16 protein-coding genes, 1 tRNA gene and 1 pseudogene are annotated in these 19014 nt (G+C 61.6%); 17 read left to right on the top strand and 1 reads right to left on the bottom strand.

What is annotated here, in order from left to right:
- Positions 1-6: 6 nt before the first annotated feature.
- The 15 genes and pseudogenes from G5229_RS03950 (at position 7) to exeN (ending at position 15517) form a co-directional block, all read left to right on the top strand.
- Complete coding sequence (locus G5229_RS03950) at positions 7-1128, top strand: beta-ketoacyl-ACP synthase III (protein WP_421208578.1); 1122 nt, start codon at positions 7-9, stop codon at positions 1126-1128.
- A 377-nt stretch (positions 1129-1505) separates the two neighbouring features.
- Positions 1506-3074 (top strand): ExeA family protein, encoded by a 1569-nt coding sequence (locus G5229_RS03945; protein WP_421208576.1) that lies wholly within the window; start codon positions 1506-1508, stop codon positions 3072-3074.
- The gene (gene exeB, locus G5229_RS03940) at positions 3074-3769 is read left to right on the top strand and encodes a GspB family T2SS assembly factor variant ExeB (protein WP_236301751.1); all 696 of its coding nucleotides are present in this window, start codon (positions 3074-3076) and stop codon (positions 3767-3769) included. The genes G5229_RS03945 and exeB overlap by 1 nt, the downstream gene beginning before the upstream one ends.
- Before the next feature lie 227 nt (positions 3770-3996).
- Positions 3997-4830, top strand: coding sequence for a GspC family type II secretion system variant ExeC (gene exeC, locus G5229_RS03935; protein ID WP_322875131.1), 834 nt, complete (start codon positions 3997-3999; stop codon positions 4828-4830).
- 21 nt (positions 4831-4851) lie between these two features.
- On the top strand, positions 4852-6891 hold the full coding sequence (gene exeD, locus G5229_RS03930; RefSeq protein WP_159143319.1) for a GspD family T2SS secretin variant ExeD: 2040 nt from the start codon (positions 4852-4854) through the stop codon (positions 6889-6891).
- Positions 6891-8396: a GspE family T2SS ATPase variant ExeE gene (exeE, locus tag G5229_RS03925; RefSeq protein ID WP_265783742.1), complete on the top strand. Its 1506-nt coding sequence runs from the start codon at positions 6891-6893 to the stop codon at positions 8394-8396. The genes exeD and exeE overlap by 1 nt, the downstream gene beginning before the upstream one ends.
- Position 8397: 1 nt before the next feature.
- Positions 8398-9618, top strand: coding sequence for a GspF family T2SS innner membrane protein variant ExeF (gene exeF / locus G5229_RS03920; RefSeq protein ID WP_265783743.1), 1221 nt, complete (start codon positions 8398-8400; stop codon positions 9616-9618).
- Positions 9619-9715: 97 nt separating this feature from the next.
- Positions 9716-10147 (top strand): GspG family T2SS major pseudopilin variant ExeG, encoded by a 432-nt coding sequence (exeG, locus tag G5229_RS03915; protein ID WP_005338297.1) that lies wholly within the window; start codon positions 9716-9718, stop codon positions 10145-10147.
- Positions 10148-10185: 38 nt separating this feature from the next.
- Complete coding sequence (gene exeH / locus G5229_RS03910) at positions 10186-10758, top strand: GspH family T2SS minor pseudopilin variant ExeH (RefSeq protein WP_421208572.1); 573 nt, start codon at positions 10186-10188, stop codon at positions 10756-10758.
- Positions 10759-10840: 82 nt separating this feature from the next.
- Positions 10841-11200, top strand: a complete 360-nt coding sequence (gene exeI / locus G5229_RS03905) for a GspI family T2SS minor pseudopilin variant ExeI (RefSeq protein ID WP_058057786.1) — start codon at positions 10841-10843, stop codon at positions 11198-11200.
- Positions 11197-11844 (top strand): annotated as a pseudogene (gspJ, locus tag G5229_RS03900) (type II secretion system minor pseudopilin GspJ); the annotation flags it as partial. The gene exeI and the pseudogene gspJ, both read left to right, overlap by 4 nt.
- 112 nt (positions 11845-11956) lie before the next feature.
- Positions 11957-12958 (top strand): GspK family T2SS minor pseudopilin variant ExeK, encoded by a 1002-nt coding sequence (exeK, locus tag G5229_RS03895; RefSeq protein ID WP_421208570.1) that lies wholly within the window; start codon positions 11957-11959, stop codon positions 12956-12958.
- 122 nt (positions 12959-13080) lie between these two features.
- The gene (gene exeL / locus G5229_RS03890; RefSeq protein ID WP_335830923.1) at positions 13081-14265 is read left to right on the top strand and encodes a GspL family type II secretion system protein ExeL; all 1185 of its coding nucleotides are present in this window, start codon (positions 13081-13083) and stop codon (positions 14263-14265) included.
- Positions 14262-14753: a GspM family type II secretion system protein ExeM gene (gene exeM / locus G5229_RS03885; protein WP_335830924.1), complete on the top strand. Its 492-nt coding sequence runs from the start codon at positions 14262-14264 to the stop codon at positions 14751-14753. The genes exeL and exeM overlap by 4 nt, the downstream gene beginning before the upstream one ends.
- Complete coding sequence (gene exeN / locus G5229_RS03880; RefSeq protein WP_421208567.1) at positions 14750-15517, top strand: GspN family type II secretion system protein ExeN; 768 nt, start codon at positions 14750-14752, stop codon at positions 15515-15517. Before exeM ends, exeN begins: the two co-directional genes overlap by 4 nt.
- Before the next feature lie 138 nt (positions 15518-15655).
- Here exeN and G5229_RS03875 read toward each other — a convergent pair.
- Positions 15656-15743: transfer RNA gene (locus G5229_RS03875), tRNA-Ser, on the bottom strand.
- A 208-nt stretch (positions 15744-15951) separates the two neighbouring features.
- On the opposite strand from G5229_RS03875, the gene G5229_RS03870 reads away from it, so the two are divergent.
- Positions 15952-16608: a Bax inhibitor-1/YccA family protein gene (locus G5229_RS03870; protein WP_005338308.1), complete on the top strand. Its 657-nt coding sequence runs from the start codon at positions 15952-15954 to the stop codon at positions 16606-16608.
- Between the two features lie 249 nt (positions 16609-16857).
- Positions 16858-19011: a YccS family putative transporter gene (gene yccS, locus G5229_RS03865; RefSeq protein ID WP_421208565.1), complete on the top strand. Its 2154-nt coding sequence runs from the start codon at positions 16858-16860 to the stop codon at positions 19009-19011.
- The last annotated feature ends 3 nt before the right edge of the window (positions 19012-19014 follow it).

Raw genomic sequence — 19014 nt, 5'->3', positions numbered from 1 at the left:
GCAAAGATGACCTCTATCGTGATCAGTGGCTCAGGCCTCTATACCCCACCCTTTGCCGTCAGCAATGAAGAGCTGGTGGCCGCCTTCAACCAGTATGTGGATCTCTACAACGAGGAGAACGCCTCCGCCATCGACGCCGGCCAGCTCCCCGCCAAGCAGCACTCCAGCTGCGAGTTCATCGAGAAGGCGTCCGGCATCAAGAGCCGTTATCTGGTAAGCCGAGAGGGAGTGCTCAACCCCGACATCATGCAGCCGCTGCTGGCGGAACGGCCCGATGAGATGCCCTCCATCATGGTGGAGATGGCGGTGGCCGCCGCCGAGCAGGCACTGATCGCCGCCGGCCGCGAGCCCGGCGAGATCGATCTGGTCATCGTCGCCGCCTCCAACATGCCGCGCCCCTACCCGGCGCTGGCCATCGAGCTGCAGCACTATCTGGGGGCGAGCGGCATGGCCTTTGATATGAACGTGGCCTGCTCGTCCGCCACCTTCGGCATCAAGACAGCCGCCGACATGCTGGCGGCAGGCACTGCCAACGTGGCGTTGGTGGTCAATCCGGAGATCTGCTCGGGACACCTCAATTTCCGGGACAGAGACAGTCACTTTATCTTCGGCGATGCCTGCACCGCGGTGCTGCTGGAGCGGGAGGCCGATTGCAAGGTGGCCAATCCGTGGCAACTGGTAGCCAGCAAGCTGGTGACCCAATACTCCAACAACATCCGCAACAACTTCGGCTTTCTGAACCGGCTGAGCCCGCGCACCCGCTACGGCGACGACAAGCTGTTCCGCCAGCAGGGGCGCAAGGTGTTCAAGGAGGTGTTGCCGCTGGTGTGCGAGCAGATAGCCAACCAGCTCGATGAGCAGGGCTGGCCCGCCGAGAGCCTGAACCGGCTCTGGCTCCATCAGGCCAACCTCACCATGAACCAGTTCATCGGCCGCAAGCTGCTGGGCCACGATGCCAGCCAGCAGGAGGCGCCGGTCATTCTTGATAGCTATGGTAATACCAGCTCGGCGGGTTCCATCATCGCGTTTCATCTGTACAATCGCGACCTTCCTGCGGGAGCCCGCTGCGTACTGTGCTCCTTTGGCGCAGGCTACTCCATCGGTAGCCTGCTGCTACAACGACAGTAACAGAGTGCGCGGGGAGAGTGGCCCGCGCCCTGTACTCTGATTGGGGTTTGGCGCTGTTTCGCCGCTAGCCCCTCTCTCGGTTCACCCTTACGAGAGGAGAAAACGGGCATAAATAGTGGCCAGACCATGACTATTGATCCGAAAACACCGGACTACTGTGACAACGCATACCGACAAGCCATTGATGAAAAACTTATTTTTCAGATTGGTTGCAATTTTTGAGTACCATGGTGCAACGGGGCGATATCTGGATCACAAGATGACAGGAAAAGGCTGCAATTTGTCATCCTTTGCCAATGATGGCTTCCAATGAATTCGAGGTTTGCTATCATCCGGAGACATTTCTTATCTGTCGCCGGCTACAAAAGAATCCCCTCATGTACACACAGTTCTTCGGCCTATCGGAACCGCCTTTCTCCATCTCGCCCAATCCCAAGTACCTCTATATGAGTGAGCGCCACGGCGAAGCCCTTGCTCACCTCAACTACGGATTGCAGGATGGTGGCGGCTTTGTGCTGCTGACCGGCGAAGTGGGCACCGGCAAAACCACCGTCTCCCGTTGCCTGCTGCAGCAGTTGCCAGCAGATACCGAGATCGCCTACATCCTCAACCCCTCCCTGACCGAACGGGATCTGCTGGCAGCCATCTGCGACGAGTTTCAACTCCCCTACCCCGCCGAGGCCGGGATCAAGCAACTGTTCGACCTGATCCGCGACCACCTGCTGGCCAACCTGACCGCAGGCAAGCGCAGCGTGGTACTGGTGGACGAGGCCCAACATCTGTTGCCCGGGGTGTTGGAGCAGTTGCGTCTGCTCACCAACCTGGAAACCGACGAGAAAAAACTGCTGCAAATCGTGCTGATCGGCCAACCCGAACTGCAACAGATGCTGCGCCAGCCCCTGTTGCGCCAACTGGCCCAGCGCATCACCGCCCGCTACCACCTGCTGCCCCTCTCCGCCACCGATGTGGATGCCTACGTCCGCTTCCGGCTGCAAGTAGCCGGTTGTGTGCAGCCCATTTTTACCCCCAGAGCGATCCAGACGCTGCATCGGCTCTCCGGCGGCATTCCGCGCCTGCTCAACCTCATCTGCGATCGCGCCCTGCTCGCCGCCTTCGCCCGTGGCAGCTACAAGATTGTTCATGGCGACATCAGCCAGGCAGCGTTCGAGGTGAGCGGCGTCCGTGATGAGGGGAGCTGGCTTTCCGGTCTGATGGTGACACTGGCTGGCGCCTTGCTGGTAGCTGCAGGCTGGTGGGGTTGGCAATTTTTCGGCGTATTCCCCGAACGGCCTGTGGTCAAGGTCGAGGTGCCGGTCACCATCGACGAGACCGCCGAGCAGCAGGAGCAGCTGACCGAGGCGATCAATCAGGCCATCGACCCCGACAGCGCCATGCAGAATCTCTATCGGGTCTGGGGTTATGAACCGGAACCGTTCGAGGCAACCTGTGACAACGCACCCCGTGCCGGTCTGCGCTGCCAGGAGGGAGAGGCAAGCCTCGACGAGCTGCGCGCCCTGCAGTATCCCGCCATGATCACGCTCACTGACCAGACTGGCGGCCTCTACTACGCGACCCTGGTCAATCTGGGGCCAAACAAGGCCAGCCTGATGATCGGTGACCAGAGCTGGCAGGTGGATCGCCAGTGGCTCAGCGACAACTGGGGCGGCAGCTACACCCTGCTCTGGCGCATGCCGAAAGGGGGCGTCAGCCTGATCGCCAGCAATGCCGGTCAGACCCAGATCCAGTGGCTCGACAACGCCCTGAGCCGTGCGCTGCAACAACCCGAGCGCAAGGTGCGCCGTTTCGATGGCGAGCTCAAGAACAAGCTGCAGCAGTTCCAGCGGGATCAGGGGCTCACCCCTGATGGCATCGCGGGCAGCAACACCCTGCTGCGTCTCAACGCCCTCTCCGGTGAACCCATGCCCAGACTGGAGGAGGCCTCCTGATGTCTACCCTGCTCAAGGCGCTGCGCCGTGCGCAGCAACCGCAACTCTCCGCCCATATTCCGGCCATGGGCTTGCCCATGCCCCGGGAAGAGGAGCGCAGCCCACGCCGCATCGGCTGGCTGCTGGCTCCCCTGGCCTTGCTGCTGGGGGCGAGCGCCAACTATGGCTGGCATCTGATCCACCTGCGCCCCATCGAGGAGAAGGTGGAGGTGAAAGAGGTGATCACCCCGCCCTTCGTGCGGGTCGAACCCAAGGCGATGGTGACCCGTCCGCTACCCCCGCCCCTGCCGGAGCCGGTGGTCCAACCCAGAGCAGTAGCCAAAAACGAAGGGACCAGTCAGGGGAATACCCCCGCGCTGACTCTGGCCGAGCAGCTGATGAAAGCCCTCAATGAAACCCCATTGCAGGAGACGCCACACGCCACCGGCCAGAACAACGTGCAACCGGCCCAGTTGATGGCGCTGGGCTCGGCGCCCCAGTCGGTGCGCCAGCAGGTACCGCAATTGAGCTATGGCTCTCATGTATTCTCCTCCAACCCCGCCAAGCGGGCCGTGGTGCTTAATGGCCGGGAATACCGGGAAGGGAGCGAAATAGCCCCGGGAGTCGTGCTCGCCACCATCGACCAGCAATACATAGTGCTGCAGGTCGCCGGACAGAGCGTGACCCTCAAGGCGCTGCAGGATTGGCGAGGGTGAGTACGCACCGTACCCTGATGTTCGCTGGCAAGCAGGATGCACCTCACCTGAGTGCCACTTTTGTGAGCATTCAAAGGTTTACGGTGTGATGAAATATCCATTTTTACGGTTTGGCGCGCCCCGACCCGTTGTGTCACAGCCACCGGCCGTACACAATACGCAGCCGCCCCAGAGCCTGGAATTTGTTGATTAATATGACGCTACGATTCAGGGATGACATCTTGACCATGCTGCTGGCCCAGTGCCGGCGGCTTCCCATGACCAGAGTCACCCAGGTGGCCTTTCTGGCGCTGCTGATCATACTGGCCCAGCAGAGCGCCGCCCTCACCTGGCGTCTGCTCACCCTGGCAAACCCGCAAACCAGCCAACCGTGGCAACCCTCCGCAATGGCGGTCAGCGGCCAGAGCAACCCGCGCCTTGAACTGGGCGAGGTAAGCCGACTGGCGCTGTTTGGCAAGGCGATCCCCAAGGCGCAAGCCAAAGCCGCCGTGGCCGCCAATGCGCCGCGTACCCAGCTCAATGCCCAGCTCAACGGGGTGCTGGCCAGCTCGGATCCCGCCAAATCCATCGCCATCATCGCCATGTCCGGCATCCAGAACTCCTACGGGGTCGGTGACATGATTGACGGCACCCAGGCGCGGATCCGGCAGGTCTATCCGGATCGGGTGATCATCGAGCGGGATGGCCGCGACGAGACCCTGATGCTGGATGGCGAGGAGTATGGCAAGCCGCTGCCGCAGACCAACGCCGCCCCCCTTGGCTCCCTGCGCAGCGAGCTGATGGCCGATCCGGGCAAGATCACCGATTACCTCAATATTTCACCGGTTCAGGTGGATGGCCGCATGACCGGTTATCGCCTCAATCCGGGCAGCAATCCTGAGTTTTTCAACCAGAGCGGGCTGCAGGCCAATGACCTGGCCATCAGCATCAACGGGCTGGATTTACGGGACAACATGCAAGCCATGCAGGCGATGCAGCAGATGGCTGGCGCAACGGAAATGACAGTGACCGTCGAGCGACAGGGCGAACAGTTCGACATCTATGTGCGCTTGTCAGAATAATGATTTGGAGTCGTACCAATAATGACCACTAAAGGGAAAAGCTGGCGTCTGGCCACTATCGCAGCGGCACTGATGATGGCGGGCTCAGCATGGGCCACCGAATACTCTGCCAGTTTCAAGAACGCCGACATTGAAGAATTCATCAATACGGTGGGCAAGAACCTCAATAAAACCATCATCATAGAGCCATCGGTGCGCGGCAAGATCAACGTGCGCAGCTACGACCTGCTCAATGAGGAGCAGTACTACCAGTTCTTCCTGAGCGTGCTCGACGTCTACGGCTTTGCCGTGGTGCCGATGGACAACGGGGTGCTCAAGGTGCTGCGCTCGCGGGATGCCAAGACCTCCGCCATTCCGGTGGTGGATGGCAGCAACCCGGGCTCCGGCGACGAGATGGTGACCCGGGTCGTTCCGGTGCGCAACGTCTCGGTCCGTGAACTGGCGCCGCTGCTGCGCCAGCTCAACGACAACGCCGGCGGTGGCAACGTGGTGCACTACGAGCCCTCCAATGTGCTGCTCATCACCGGCCGCGCCGCCGTGGTCAACCGCTTGGTGGAGGTGGTGAACCGGGTCGACCGCGCAGGCGATCAGGATGTGGACATCATCAAGCTCAAATTCGCCTCGGCGGGGGAAATGGTGCGGCTGGTGACCAACCTCAACAAGGATGGCAACCCCCAGGGGGGCACCGCTTCCCTGCTGCTCTCCCCCAAGGTGGTGGCCGACGAGCGCACCAACTCTGTGGTGGTGAGTGGTGAGCCGAAAGCGCGCGCCCGCATCATCCAGATGGTGCGCCAGCTCGACCGCGACCTGCAAAGCCAGGGCAACACCCGGGTCTTCTACCTCAAATATGGCAAGGCCAAAGATATGGTCGAAGTGCTCAAGGGGGTCAGCTCCAGCATTGAGGCCGACAAGAAGGGCGGCGGCGCAACCACAGGTGGCGCCAGCATCGGCGGTGGCAAGCTGGCCATCTCCGCTGACGAGACCACCAATGCGCTGGTCATCACCGCCCAGCCGGACGTGATGTCCGAACTGGAGCAGGTGGTGGCCAAGCTCGATATCCGCCGCGCCCAAGTGCTGGTGGAGGCGATCATCGTCGAGATGCAGGATGGCGACGGCCTCACCCTTGGCGTCCAGTGGGGCAATGCCAACGGCGGTGGCACCCAGTTCACCAACTCAGGTCTGCCTCTCGGCAGCGCCATTGCGGCGGGCAAGGATTACCAGAATGGCAAGACCGACACCGCTGCCGGTCTGCTGAAAGAGTTCAACGGCATGGCCGCCGGTTTCTATCACGGCGACTGGGCCATGCTGGCCACGGCGCTGGCCTCCAATACCAAGAACGATATTCTCTCCACCCCGAGTATCGTCACCATGGACAACAAGGAGGCCTCCTTCAACGTCGGTCAGGAGGTCCCGGTCCAGAGCGGTTCGCAAAGCTCCACCACCAGCGATCAGGTGTTCAACACCATCGAGCGCAAGACGGTGGGAACCAAGCTGGTGGTGACCCCGCAGATCAACGAAGGGGATTCTGTGCTGCTCAATATCGAGCAGGAGGTCTCCAGCGTCGCCCAGACCCAGGCGACCGGTACTGCCAACCTTGGCCCCACTTTCGATACCCGTACCGTCAAGAACGCGGTGCTGGTCAAAAGCGGCGAAACTGTGGTGCTGGGCGGTTTGATGGACGAACAGACCAAGGAGCAGGTCTCCAAGGTGCCCTTGCTGGGCGATATCCCTGTGCTGGGCTATCTGTTCCGCTCCACCTCCAACACCACCTCCAAGCGCAATCTGATGGTCTTTATCCGGCCAACCATCTTGCGTGATGCGGACGTCTATACCGGTGTCTCCAGCAACAAGTACTCCCTGTTCCGCGCCGAGCAGCTCAATGCCGCTTCGCAGGAGGGGTATCTCACCTCCCCCGCCCGTCAGGTATTGCCTGCCTATGGCCAGGATGTGATGGTGTCGCCCGAGCTGCAAAAAGAGATCCAGAAGCAGATCAACGAGATGCGGAGCAGACAGCAAAGCACTGTCGAAACCACCACCCCGTTTGTGCAGAGTAAGCCCTGATGAGTGCCTACCATCTGGATGGAAGCGCCGGGCCTGCGCCACTGCCCGAGCTCCCCTTTGTCTTTGCCCGCAACTTCGGGGTGATCCTGATTGAGCGGGACGGCGCTCCTGTGCTGCAGTGCCGCCCCGGCGTCACCCCGCAGGCCCTGCTGGAAGTACGGCGGGTAGCGGGTTGCAGCTTCGCAGTGGAGCAGCTCGACAACGAGGCCTTCGAAGAGCTGCTGATGGCTCACTACCAGAGAGACTCCTCCGAAGCGCGCCAGCTGATGGAAGATCTCGGCAACGAGATGGACTTCTTCGCCCTGGCCGAAGAGCTGCCCCAGAGCGAAGATCTGCTGGATGCCGATGACGACGCCCCCATCATTCGTCTCATCAACGCCATGCTGAGCGAAGCGATCAAGGAGGAGGCTTCCGATATCCATATCGAGACCTTCGAGCGGGCACTGGTCATTCGTTTTCGCATCGATGGGGTGCTGCGGGAGATCCTGCGCCCCCATCGCAAGCTGGCATCACTGCTGGTCTCGCGGATCAAGGTGATGTCGCGGATGGATATCGCCGAGAAGCGGGTACCGCAGGATGGCCGTATCTCGTTGCGTATCGGCGGCCGCGCCGTCGACGTGCGGGTATCCACCATGCCGTCCAGCTACGGCGAGCGGGTGGTACTGCGTCTGCTCGACAAGAACAACGTGCGCCTCGAACTCAAGCAACTGGGGATGACCGCGGCCAACCGCACCATCATCAGCGAGCTTATTCGCAAGCCCCACGGCATTATTCTGGTCACCGGCCCGACCGGCTCCGGTAAATCCACCACCCTCTATGCGGCGCTGTCTGAAATCAACTCGCGGGATCGCAACATTCTGACCGTGGAAGATCCCATCGAATATGACCTCGAAGGGGTGGGCCAGACCCAGGTCAACAGCAAGGTGGACATGACCTTCGCCCGCGGCCTGCGCGCCATCCTGCGTCAGGATCCGGATGTGGTGATGGTGGGGGAAATTCGAGATCTGGAAACCGCCCAGATTGCGGTGCAGGCGTCGCTGACCGGTCACCTGGTGATGTCGACCCTGCACACCAACACCGCCATCGGTGCTATCACCCGGATGCGGGACATGGGGATCGAACCCTTCCTGCTCTCCTCGTCGCTCTTGGCGGTGCTGGCCCAGCGGCTGGTGCGCACCCTCTGCCCCGATTGCCGTGCCCCGCGCCCCATCACCGAGCAGGAGCGCCTCGCCATGGGCATCGAGCTGGCCCCCGATCAGCAGGTGTGGCGTCCGGTCGGCTGCGAGCTGTGCAACCACACCGGCTACCGTGGCCGGACCGGCATCCACGAGCTGGTGGTGATCGATGAAGCGGTGCGTGAAGCCATTCACAGCGCCAGCGGCGAGCTCGCCATCGAGCGGCTGATCCGCGGCCACACCCCCAGCATCCGCCGTGACGGCATCGACAAGGTCCTCAAGGGGCAGACCAGCCTCGAAGAGGTGCTGCGCGTGACCCGGGAAGATTGAGATGGCGGCATTCGAATACAAGGCCCTCGACAACAAGGGACGCAGCAAGAGCGGCGTAATTGAGGGCGACTCGGCCCGTCAAGTGCGCCAGCTGCTGCGCGAACAGGGGCTCACTCCCCTCGAGGTGAACGAGACCACCGAGAAGGCGAAACGGGAAGCGACCCGCTTCGCCCTGTTTCGTCGCGGTGCCAGCACAGCAGAGCTGGCCCTGATCACTCGCCAGCTGGCCACCCTGGTCGGTGCCGGTCTCACCATCGAAGAGGCGCTCAAGGCAGTGGCCGAGCAGTGCGAAAAGGCGCACTTGCGCTCTCTGGTGGCGACCGTGCGCAGCAAAGTGGTGGAAGGCTATTCGCTGGCCGACTCGCTGGGGGCTTTTCCCCATGTGTTCGATCAGCTGTTCCGCTCCATGGTGGCGGCCGGTGAAAAATCGGGCCATCTGGAGAAGGTGCTCAACCGCCTCGCCGACTACACCGAGCAGCGCCAGCATATGCGCACCAAGCTGCTGCAGGCGATGATCTACCCCATCGTGCTCACCTGTGTCGCTATCGGGGTTATTTCGATCCTCCTTACCGCCGTGGTACCCAAGGTGGTGGCCCAGTTTGAACACATGGGTCAACAGTTGCCGGGCACCACCCGCTTTCTCATCGGCACCAGCGAACTGATGCAGGCCTACGGCCTCTGGTTCCTGCTGCTGATCTTCCTTGGCAGCTTTGTCTGGCGCTGGTGGCTCACCGATGAAAAGCGTCGCCGACGCTGGCATCAGGTGCTGCTCGGCCTGCCGGTGATTGGCCGGGTCAGTCGCGGTCTCAACACCGCCCGCTTCGCTCGCACGTTAAGCATCCTCAACGCCAGTGCGGTGCCGCTGCTGGAGGGGATGAAGATCTCCGGCGAAGTACTCTCCAACGACTTTGCCAGAATGCGCATTCTCGAGGCCGCCGAACGGGTGCGCGAGGGGACCAGTCTGCGCAAGTCGCTGACTGAGACCAAGATTTTCCCGCCCATGATGCTGCACATGATCGCCTCCGGCGAGCAGAGCGGCGAGCTCGACAGCATGCTGGAGCGGGCGGCGGACAACCAGGATCGGGAGTTTGAATCCCAGGTCAACATCGCCCTCGGGGTGTTCGAACCCATGCTGGTGGTCTCCATGGCCGGGGTAGTGCTGTTTATCGTGATGTCGATCCTGCAGCCGATCCTCGAGCTCAACAATATGGTGAATATGTAAGTTTCCGGCGTTCGATAGCCCCGCTGGCGGCCCGTCGAACCCACCCAGTGATCACTCTCTGATGGGCTATCCCATCTCATTCGTTACGGAGCAACTCATGAACAAACGTCGTCAATCCGGTTTTACCCTGCTGGAAGTCATGGTGGTCATCGTGATCCTCGGCATTCTGGCCAGTCTGGTGGTGCCCAACCTGATGGGCAACAAGGAGAAGGCTGACCAGCAGAAAGCGGTCTCCGATATCGTGGCGCTGGAAAACGCCCTCGACATGTACAAGCTGGACAACAACCGCTACCCGACCACCGAACAGGGTCTGGACGCGCTGGTGACCAAGCCCTCCATCGATCCGGCGCCGCGCAGCTACCGCGATGGCGGCTACATCAAGCGCCTGCCGCAAGATCCCTGGGGCAACCCTTACCAGCTGCTGAGCCCGGGCCAGTTCGGCAAGATCGACATCTTCTCCATGGGTCTGGATGGTGAAGCCGGTACCGATGACGACATCGGCAACTGGAACCTGAAGGATTTCCAATAAGTGATATGTCGCCACCGCACTCCTTGTGAGCAGACTGCATGAAGCGATCTCTCTCCTTTCATCGCCAATCCGGCTTTACTCTGCTGGAAGTGTTGCTGGTCGCCATGCTGATGGGGCTGGTGGCCACAGCCGTCACCCTCAGCATGGGTGGCGCAAAAGGTGACAGGGAGATCGACAAGCAGGCGCGCCGCCTGATGGCAACCCTGCAGCTGGCGCAGGAGTATGCGGTGATGGATGGTCGGCTGGTAGGCATTCGCATCGAAGATAACGGCTGGCAGTTTATGCAGCGCCAAGCCAAGGATCGCAAGTGGCTGGCCCTGACTGGCGACAAGCAACTGGGGCCGGTGCAACTGGCCGAGAACATGACGCTGGCGCTGGAGCTGGAAGGCTTTGGCTGGCAGCCGGACTCCGACGAGAAAACCGAACAGAAGCGCGACGAGAAGGAGCGCACGCCACAACTGCTTATTTTCCCGGGCGGCGAGCTGAGCCCGTTCGTGCTCACCTTCAGCCAGCAGGATGAGGATGCCCGCTACACCCGCATCGTCAAAGGAGACGAGTTCGGCCGCCTCACCCTGCTCACCGGCGATGAAGATGAAGAGGTGAGCGAATGAACACTCGCGGCATGACGTTGTTTGAGAAAGGTGTGATGGTGGCGCTACTTCTGTGCCAACCACACCCTCAACAGGTGACACGATGAACGCGCGTGGCATGACCTTACTCGAAGTGATGGTGGCGCTGGCAGTCTTTGCCATAGCGGGTCTGGCGGTAATGAAAACCGCCAGCGAACACCTCTCGGCCCTCAACTATCTGGAGCAGAAGACACTCGCCACCTGGGTGGTAGAGAACCAGCTGGTGCAACAGAAGCTCGAGAACAAGTGGCCCGGTGACAGCTGGGTGGAAGGGGATGAGCAGATGGCCGGGCAGACTTGGTACTGGCGCTATCGCGGTGTCGCCACCGCCGACAACAACTTCCGGGCACTCGATATGGAAGTGCGCACCGAGGCCAAGGCCGAGAACCCGGTCGCCATGATGCGGACCTATATCAGCCGATGACCCAGCACGTTGCCCGCACGCCTCGCCCCGTCCGTCACGCCGGTTTTACCCTGCTCGAAATGCTGGTGGCGATCGCCATCTTCGCCACTCTCAGCATGGGCGCCTATCAGGTGCTGCAGGGGGTGCTCACCAGCGACGAGGTAGCCAAGCGCAAGGAGGCCCGCCTCAACGAATTGCAGCTCGCCTTCACCCTGCTGGAGCGAGACGTCACCCAGATGGTGCCGCGCAGCGGTCGCATCGAGGGGGAGAACAACAAGGTGCTGCTAGCGGCTTCCCGCTTCGGCCAGCAGAGCGATGACTGGGGCATGGCCTTTATGCGCAGCGGCTGGCTCAACCCGGACGGCATGCTGCCCCGCTCCCATCTGCAGCGGGTCGGCTGGCGTCTCAAGGATCAGAAGCTGGAGCGCCTGAGCTACCTCTATCCGGATCCGGTGATCGGCACCGAGCCGCGCATCCAGCCGGTGCTGACAGGGGTCACGGCGTTTCGCCTCTACTTCTTCGACAAGGGCAACTGGAAAGAGGAGTGGACCCAGCGCAGCGTGCTGCCCCACGGGCTGGCAGTGGAGCTGGATCTGGAAGATTACGGCACCATTCGTCGCCAGTTCCTGATTGGTGCCGGTGGCCAGCGCGCCGAAGAGAACAGCCAGAGCAGTAACCCCGACCAAGGTGGCAACAACAACAACAACAACGGGAACAACGGCGGCAACGGCAATACCAATGGCGGTAATGGTGACAGCCAGAACGGAGGGGGCGCCAATGCGGGCTAATCTCGCCGCCCCCGGTCGCCAGCGCGGCATGGCGCTGCTGGTGGTGCTGCTGATCCTCTCGGTGATGGTGATCATCGCCAGCAATATGAGCGGCCGCCTGCAGCTTGAGCTGCGCCGCACCGCCAACATCACCACAGGCAAACAGGCGTGGTGGTATGCCCTCTCGGCGGAGGCGCTGGTGAGCAAGGTGCTAACGCAGGATTTCAAGGACAACCCCGAGGTGGTCAACCTCAGCCAGAACTGGGCCCGCAAGAACACTGTGTTTCCGGTGGACGATGGCCAGCTCAAGGGCGAGGTGACCGACCTGCAATCCTGCTTCAACCTCAACAGCCTGAGCGTGGCCTCCAAGGCGGGGAGCGGCGAGGAGCTGGCGCAGCAGCCCTATCCGGTGCAAGTGTTTCGCGAACTGCTCAAGCAGCTGGCGATGGATGATTACGAGGCGGCCCAGCTCACCGATGCCATCCGTGACTGGACTGACAAGGATACGGTGCTGGTATCCAGCCTTGGCGCAGAGGACGCCTATTACGAGGGGCTCAAACCACCCTATCTGACCGCCAACCAGTGGATGCTGGGCAAGGACGAGCTGAGGGCGTTGCGCGGGGTGACGGCCAGGGTCTATGCCAAACTGGCTCCCTATGTCTGCACCCTGCCCAACGACAAGTTGAAGATCAATATCAATACCCTTGCCCCCCAGCGCCCCGAGCTGCTGGTTGCCCTTTATCTGGGTACTATCGGGCTGGATGACGCCAAGCGGGTGCTGAACGAGCGGCCACAGAAGGGGTGGAAAGAGAGCAAGCTGATGACAGACATGCTCGCTCCGGTCGATTCGGTGAAAGGACTGAAAGATGCGCTGGTGGTCAAGAGCGACTTCTTCGAAGCCCGAGTCGTGGCCGAGGTCGGCGGTAACCGGGCCTGGCTCGAAACCCTGTTCCAGCGGGGCAAGGACAATAAACTGGTGATGCTGCGCCGCCTCAGTAGCGGCGCCGAATAAACAGCGCACCGGCGGGCCTTCGCCCGCGGGTACGAGAGATGTTGGATGCAGCCTGCGGGCTGCGCACCGGTTGCCAGGGCGCACAACGCCATTTGCAAACCGGTATCGCAGGAGAGAGATGCGTGAGCGAAAGTCTGGTCATCCGACTGGGGACCAATAAACAACAACCCGTAGCCTGGCTGGTCTGGTCCGGTCAGGAGCAGGAGATCATCGCCTCCGGCACCCTGCCCTCGGCCGATGCCCTGGGCGAGCTGCAGGAGCGGGCCGGTGGCCGCCCCGTGGTCACGCTAGTGCCGGGCAGCGATCTGATCTTCCGGCGCGTCACCCTGCCGGGTCGCTACAACCGCCAGTCGGCGGCAGCCCTCCCCTACCTGCTGGAGGAGCAGATCGCCTCCGACGTGGACGAGCTCCATCTGGTGGTGCTGGCCCACGAAGGGCAACAGGTCGACCTGATGGCGGTGGATCGGCAGAAGATGGCCGAGTGGCTCGGCTGGCTCGATGCCGCTGGCCTCAAGAGCCTGCAACTGCTGCCCGATGTGCTGGCGCTGCCACAGGCCGCGGATGGCTGGTCTGCGCTGCAACTCGGCAGCGAGTGGCTGGTACGCCAGGGCCCTTGTCAGGGGATAGTGGCTGACGAACCGCTGCTGGCTATCTTGCTGGCAACCGAAGCCGAGCCGGTCACCATCCACAGCCACACCCCGGTGCCCGCCATTGCGGCGGCCAACTGGCAGCCGGCCGAGCCCGAACTGCCCATGCTGCTGCTGGCCAAAGGGGCCCTCACCTGCCGCGCCAACCTGCTGACCGGCCCCTACCGGCCGCAGACCGAATATGCCCGCTACTGGTTGCAGTGGCGCAAGGTAGCCATCACCGCCGGTCTGTTACTGCTGGTGGCCCTCGGCCAGCGCGGCGTGCAACTCTATCAGCTCACCGAGCAGGACAAGGCGCTGAAAGCGGAGATCCGTGCCGTCTATACCCGCATCTTCCCGGGTGAGAGCCGCATCGTGAACGTGCGCAGCCAGATCAACCAGCATCTGCAACAGATGGGACAAGCCCCGCAAAACGGCGTACTGCTGATGCTCACCGAGCTGGCCCCCACCTTTGCCGAAGTACCCGGCCTCAAGCCGCAGGTGATGCGCTTTGATGCCAGTCGCCGCGAGCTGCGGCTGCAGGTGACCGCTCCCGGCTTTGCCGAGATCGAGCGGTTCCGCGAGCTGGCTGGCAAGCAATTCGAGGTACAGCAAGGCGAGGTGCGCAGCACCGAGGGCAAGGTAGAGGGCGCACTGGTGCTCAAGGGTAAATCATCATGATGGAAAAATTGCAGAGCTGGTGGCACGGCATCACAGCACGGGAACAGCGGCTGGTGGCCGCAGGTGGCGTTCTGCTGCTGGTCGGTCTCTTCTACTGGAGCGTCTGGCAGCCCATCACCAACCGCATCGCTGAGCGGGAGCGGCAGGTGCAGAACCAGCAGCAGACCCTCGCCTGGCTCAAGGAGAAGGGGGAAGAGGTGCTGACCATGCAGGGTGGCTCGGGTCGCCAGATCGATACCAGCGGCACCCTGGAAGGGGTGGTCAACCGCACCGCCTTCAACCACAAGATCAAGATTGCCCGGCTGCAACCCCAGGCGCAGGAGCTGCAAGTGTGGATCGACACGGTCCAGTTCGATGACTTGCTGCTCTGGCTCTCCACGCTGGTGGAGCAGCACGGCATTCAGGTTCAAATCATCGAGATCGCCCGCGAGGATCTGGCCCCGGGTCTGGTCAAGGTCAGACGTTTGCAGTTGAGTCGTCCACAATGAAAAAACGCATCCTGATTGCCAGTCTGTTTCTGGCAGCCTATCTGGTCTTTCTGCTGGCCACCCTGCCTGCAGCGCTGGTGGCTCGCCATCTGCCGCTGCCTGCCAACATTGCCAACCTGCTGAAACTGGAAGGGGTGAGCGGCACCCTCTGGAGTGGCCAGATTGCCCGACTGCAATATGCCAGCGAATCGGTGAACCAGCTGCGCTGGGATCTCAACGGCTGGTCGCTGCTGCGCTTCGCCCCCGAAGTGGCCATACGTTTTGGCGATCGCAACGGGCTGAACGGTCAGGGCATTGTCGGCTGGAATGGCGCCGCCTTCGGCCGGGACCTGACCCTCAACGCCCCCGCCCCCTGGTTGCTGAGCCGGGTGCCGATGCGCCTGCCGATCCCGCTCACCGTCAGCGGTCAGCTGCAGCTCAAAGTGGAGCAATTTGCCCAGGGCAACCCCTGGTGTGACAACCTCTACGGCAACCTCGACTGGTACAATGCCAGTGCCGATACCCCGGCGGGCAAGCTGGATCTGGCCGACCCCGAGCTGAAGCTCACTTGCCTCGACTCCAAACTGGTGGCCGAACTCAAGCAGGGCTCCGATGCGGTGCAGACCATGGGTCGCCTCGAGCTGCAACCCAATGGCCAATACCTGTTCCAGGGCACCCTGAAACCGGGCCCGGAACTGCCACCGCAGATGCAGCAAGGGCTCCCCTTCCTCGGCCAGCCCGACAGTCAGGGCCGCTTCCCCCTGCGCTATCAGGGGCGGATCTAAGCCATCATTCAAGGTGAAAATGGCTCAGGGACAACCCGAGCCATTTTTATCGTCCATGTGACATATCAGTTGAAATGCCAAATACGGCAGATACAAAAAAGCCCAAGCAGGTGACCGCTTGGGCTTTCTCTTTGAATATGGCGGAGGAGGTGGGATTTGAACCCACGGATGGTCGCCCATCGCCGGTTTTCAAGACCGGTGCATTCAGCCGCTCTGCCACCCCTCCGAACGGCGTGCATACTACGCTAAGCCCTTGTTCATATGCAATACATATTTCCTGTGGGATAGTGTGCGGGAGCAAAATGGCAGGTGGCTTGAAATTGTTCCTCGTCATCCCTATTTGTTCTACATACAATGCGTAAACATGCAGTAACAAACAGCGATCACGAGGCGGCTGCTCGCCGTCTCACCCGGACATCAAGAGGACACCCAAGATGGATACCCGTTCTATCTACACTGGCACCCAAAGTGCCGTACGCGATACCAACAAGGTACTGCGTAACACCTATATGCTGCTCTCCCTCACTCTGGGCTTCTCTGCCGTGGTGGCGGGGGTCGCTACCGTGATGAACATGCCGCCGCTGCACTGGGCCGTGTTCCTGATCGGTGTCTACGGTCTGATGTTCCTGACCGAGAAGAATCGCAACAACGGCATGGGGCTGGTTTTCACCTTCGCCCTGACCGGTCTGCTGGGCTATAGCCTGGGCCCCATCATCAACATGTACATGAACAATGGTGGTGGCGAGATCGTGATGACCGCCCTTGGCGGCACCGCGCTCACCTTCTTCGGTCTGTCGGCCTATGCCCTGACTACCAAGCGTGACCTCTCTTTCATCGGCGGCATGCTGTTCGTCGGTTTCTGGGTACTGCTGGTGGCCATGATTGCCAACATCTTCCTGCAGATGAGCGCCCTGAGCCTGGCCCTGTCCGCCATGTTCATGCTCTTCTCCTCCGGTGCCATCCTGCTGACTACCCAGCAGATCGTGCGCGGCGGCGAGACCAACTACATCTCTGCCACCGTCACCCTGTATGTCTCCATCTACAACATCTTCCTGAGCTTGCTGAGCCTGCTTGGCGGCAACCGCAACTAATCAGAAACCCCGCTTCGGCGGGGTTTTTATTGGCGCCGATTTTTGTCAGGATAAGTTGTAAATCAAGGATATGAAGCGAAGTGGCCCTGATTTGGATCAGGGCCACTTCGCGCTTGGCGGGTTACTATCTCGCTCTCGTTTCGATCAAGGGTTTCACCTGTCTCATGCCGATGGATCTCTCTGGCCTGCTGCGCCGACTGCTGATTGATAGTCACATCGATTTTGCTTCGCTCAAGGGTGGTGCCTAGCATGCCCATGGAATTCTCCGGTTTGTTACGCCGACTGCTGACCGATAGTCACATCTACTTCGCTCTCAAGGTGCTGCTGGCCATTCTCGGTCTGCTCGCCTTCACCCTGGCCACCGGCAATATCCAGCTCACCGTGCTGCTCTCCCTCGGGGTAGTGGCGGGCGCTATCGCCGAAACCGACGACAGCCTGTGGGGACGCCTTAAAAACCTCGCCATGACGCTGATTTGCTTCATGTTCGCGTCCCTGTGCGTGCAGTATCTCTACCCCACCCCCTGGCTGTTTGCCATCGGGCTGGCCAGCTCCACCTTTATCTTCGTGATGGTGGGGGCGCTCGGCGCCCGCTACGCCACCATCAGCTTCGGCTCACTGCTCATCGCCATCTACACCATGCTGGGTGCCGCCAAGGCGCCGGATCTCTTCTACCAGCCGCTGGCCCTCGGCGCTGGCGCCCTCTGGTACGGACTGGTCTCGTTTATCTGGCTCTGGCTGCTGCCCTACAAGACCCTGCACGAGCAGCTGGCCCAGAGCTACTTCGCCCTTGGTCGCTACCTGCTGGAAAAGTCCCGCTTCTTCCCGGCGGACGAGCACGGCGCCCAGGCCATTCGCCACAATCTGGCCCAGCTCAACATCAATCTGGTGAGCGCGCTGACCCTCACTAAATCGGCCCTCAATGCCCGCCTGAGCCGGCGCCATCCGGCAAGCCCCGAGCTGGCCAGCCTGCTGCGCCTCTATCTGCTGGCGCTGGAAATTCACGAGCGCGCCACCTCCAGCCACTATCCCTACAGCCGGCTGGAAGCGGAGCTCAAGCAGGGCATCGTACTGGAAGGGTTTCAGGAGGTATTCCTGCAACTCTCCGAGGCATGTCAGCGGCTCGGTTACGCCATTCTGGTCCACAAGCCCTACGCCCATAACAAGCGCATCCACTGGACGCTGGAGGCCCTCGGCGATCAGCTGGAGTTCACCAATCTCAAGCAGCACTACCCGAAAACCTTGCTGACGCCGATGAAGTTCCTGCGCCGCAATCTGGCCAGCATCAACCAGCTGCTCGGCAGCGCCGAAGTGCTGCAAAACCCCGAGCAGCCAGAGCAGGAGCTGCCCGCGCTGGCCAAGCCGCCCCGCCTGCCGCTGCTGACCCAGTTCAAGCAGCACCTCACCTTGCACTCAATGGTGTTTCGCCATGCGCTGCGCCTATCCTTGGGGCTGGTGATCGGCTACGGCATACTGCAAGCCTTTGATCTGGAAAAGGGCTACTGGATTTTGCTGACCGTGCTGTTTGTCTGCCAGCCCAGCTACAGCGCCACCCGCCGCCGACTGGTGCAGCGGATGCTCGGCACCTTCGCCGGCATACTGGTGGGCATTCCGGTGCTCTGGCTCTTCCCCGAGCTGCACATTCAGCTGGTGGTGATGGGGCTGGCCGCCTTCCTCTTCTTTACTCAGGTACGCAACAACTACAGTGCCGCGGTCTGCTTTATCACCCTCTACGTGCTGATGGCGTTCAACCTGCTCGATGGTATCGGCTTTGCCATTCTGGGGCCGCGCTTGCTCGATACCCTGCTCGGCTGCCTGATCTCCTACGGGCTGGTGGCCTGGCTCTGGCCGGACTGGCAGTACAAGCGGCTGCCGACCCTGATCGCCAACTCGCTCTCGGCCAACGCCCGCTACCTCTCGGCGGTGCTGGCGAGCCTCAAGCAGCAGCGGGACGAGTCCATCGACTATCGGGTGGCGCGCAAAAGCGCCCATCTGGCGGACAGCGAGCTGGCCACAGCCTGGCAGAGCATGCTGGTGGAGCCGCAAAAACGCCGCCGCTTCCTCGATCTCTGCTTTACCCTCACCTGGCGCAACCACGCCCTGCTCTCCTACATCTCGGCGCTGGGGGCCCATCGCGACAAACTGGAGGCCATCAGCGGGCTGGATGAGGTGCGCCACCACATCTGCCACACCCTGGAGCAGGCCGCCGGTCATCTGGCGGGCAACCCCTCCAGCTCCATCGGTGGTCAGTGCCCCATTCTTTGCACGGACAGCAGCGAGGAGCAGCTGATGCTGACCCAGCAGCTCAACCTGATCAGCGAGCTGGCGGATCAGCTGCTGCATCTGGCCAACGAGAGCCGGTTGCTCACCGGGGATCAAGGCGCTACCATGCCCGCCCAATCCTGATAG

Source organism: Aeromonas sp. 602396 (genome assembly GCF_049173735.1).
Taxonomy (GTDB): Bacteria; Pseudomonadota; Gammaproteobacteria; order Enterobacterales; family Aeromonadaceae; genus Aeromonas; species Aeromonas veronii_A.
This window is presented reverse-complemented; position numbering and strand designations above follow the sequence as displayed.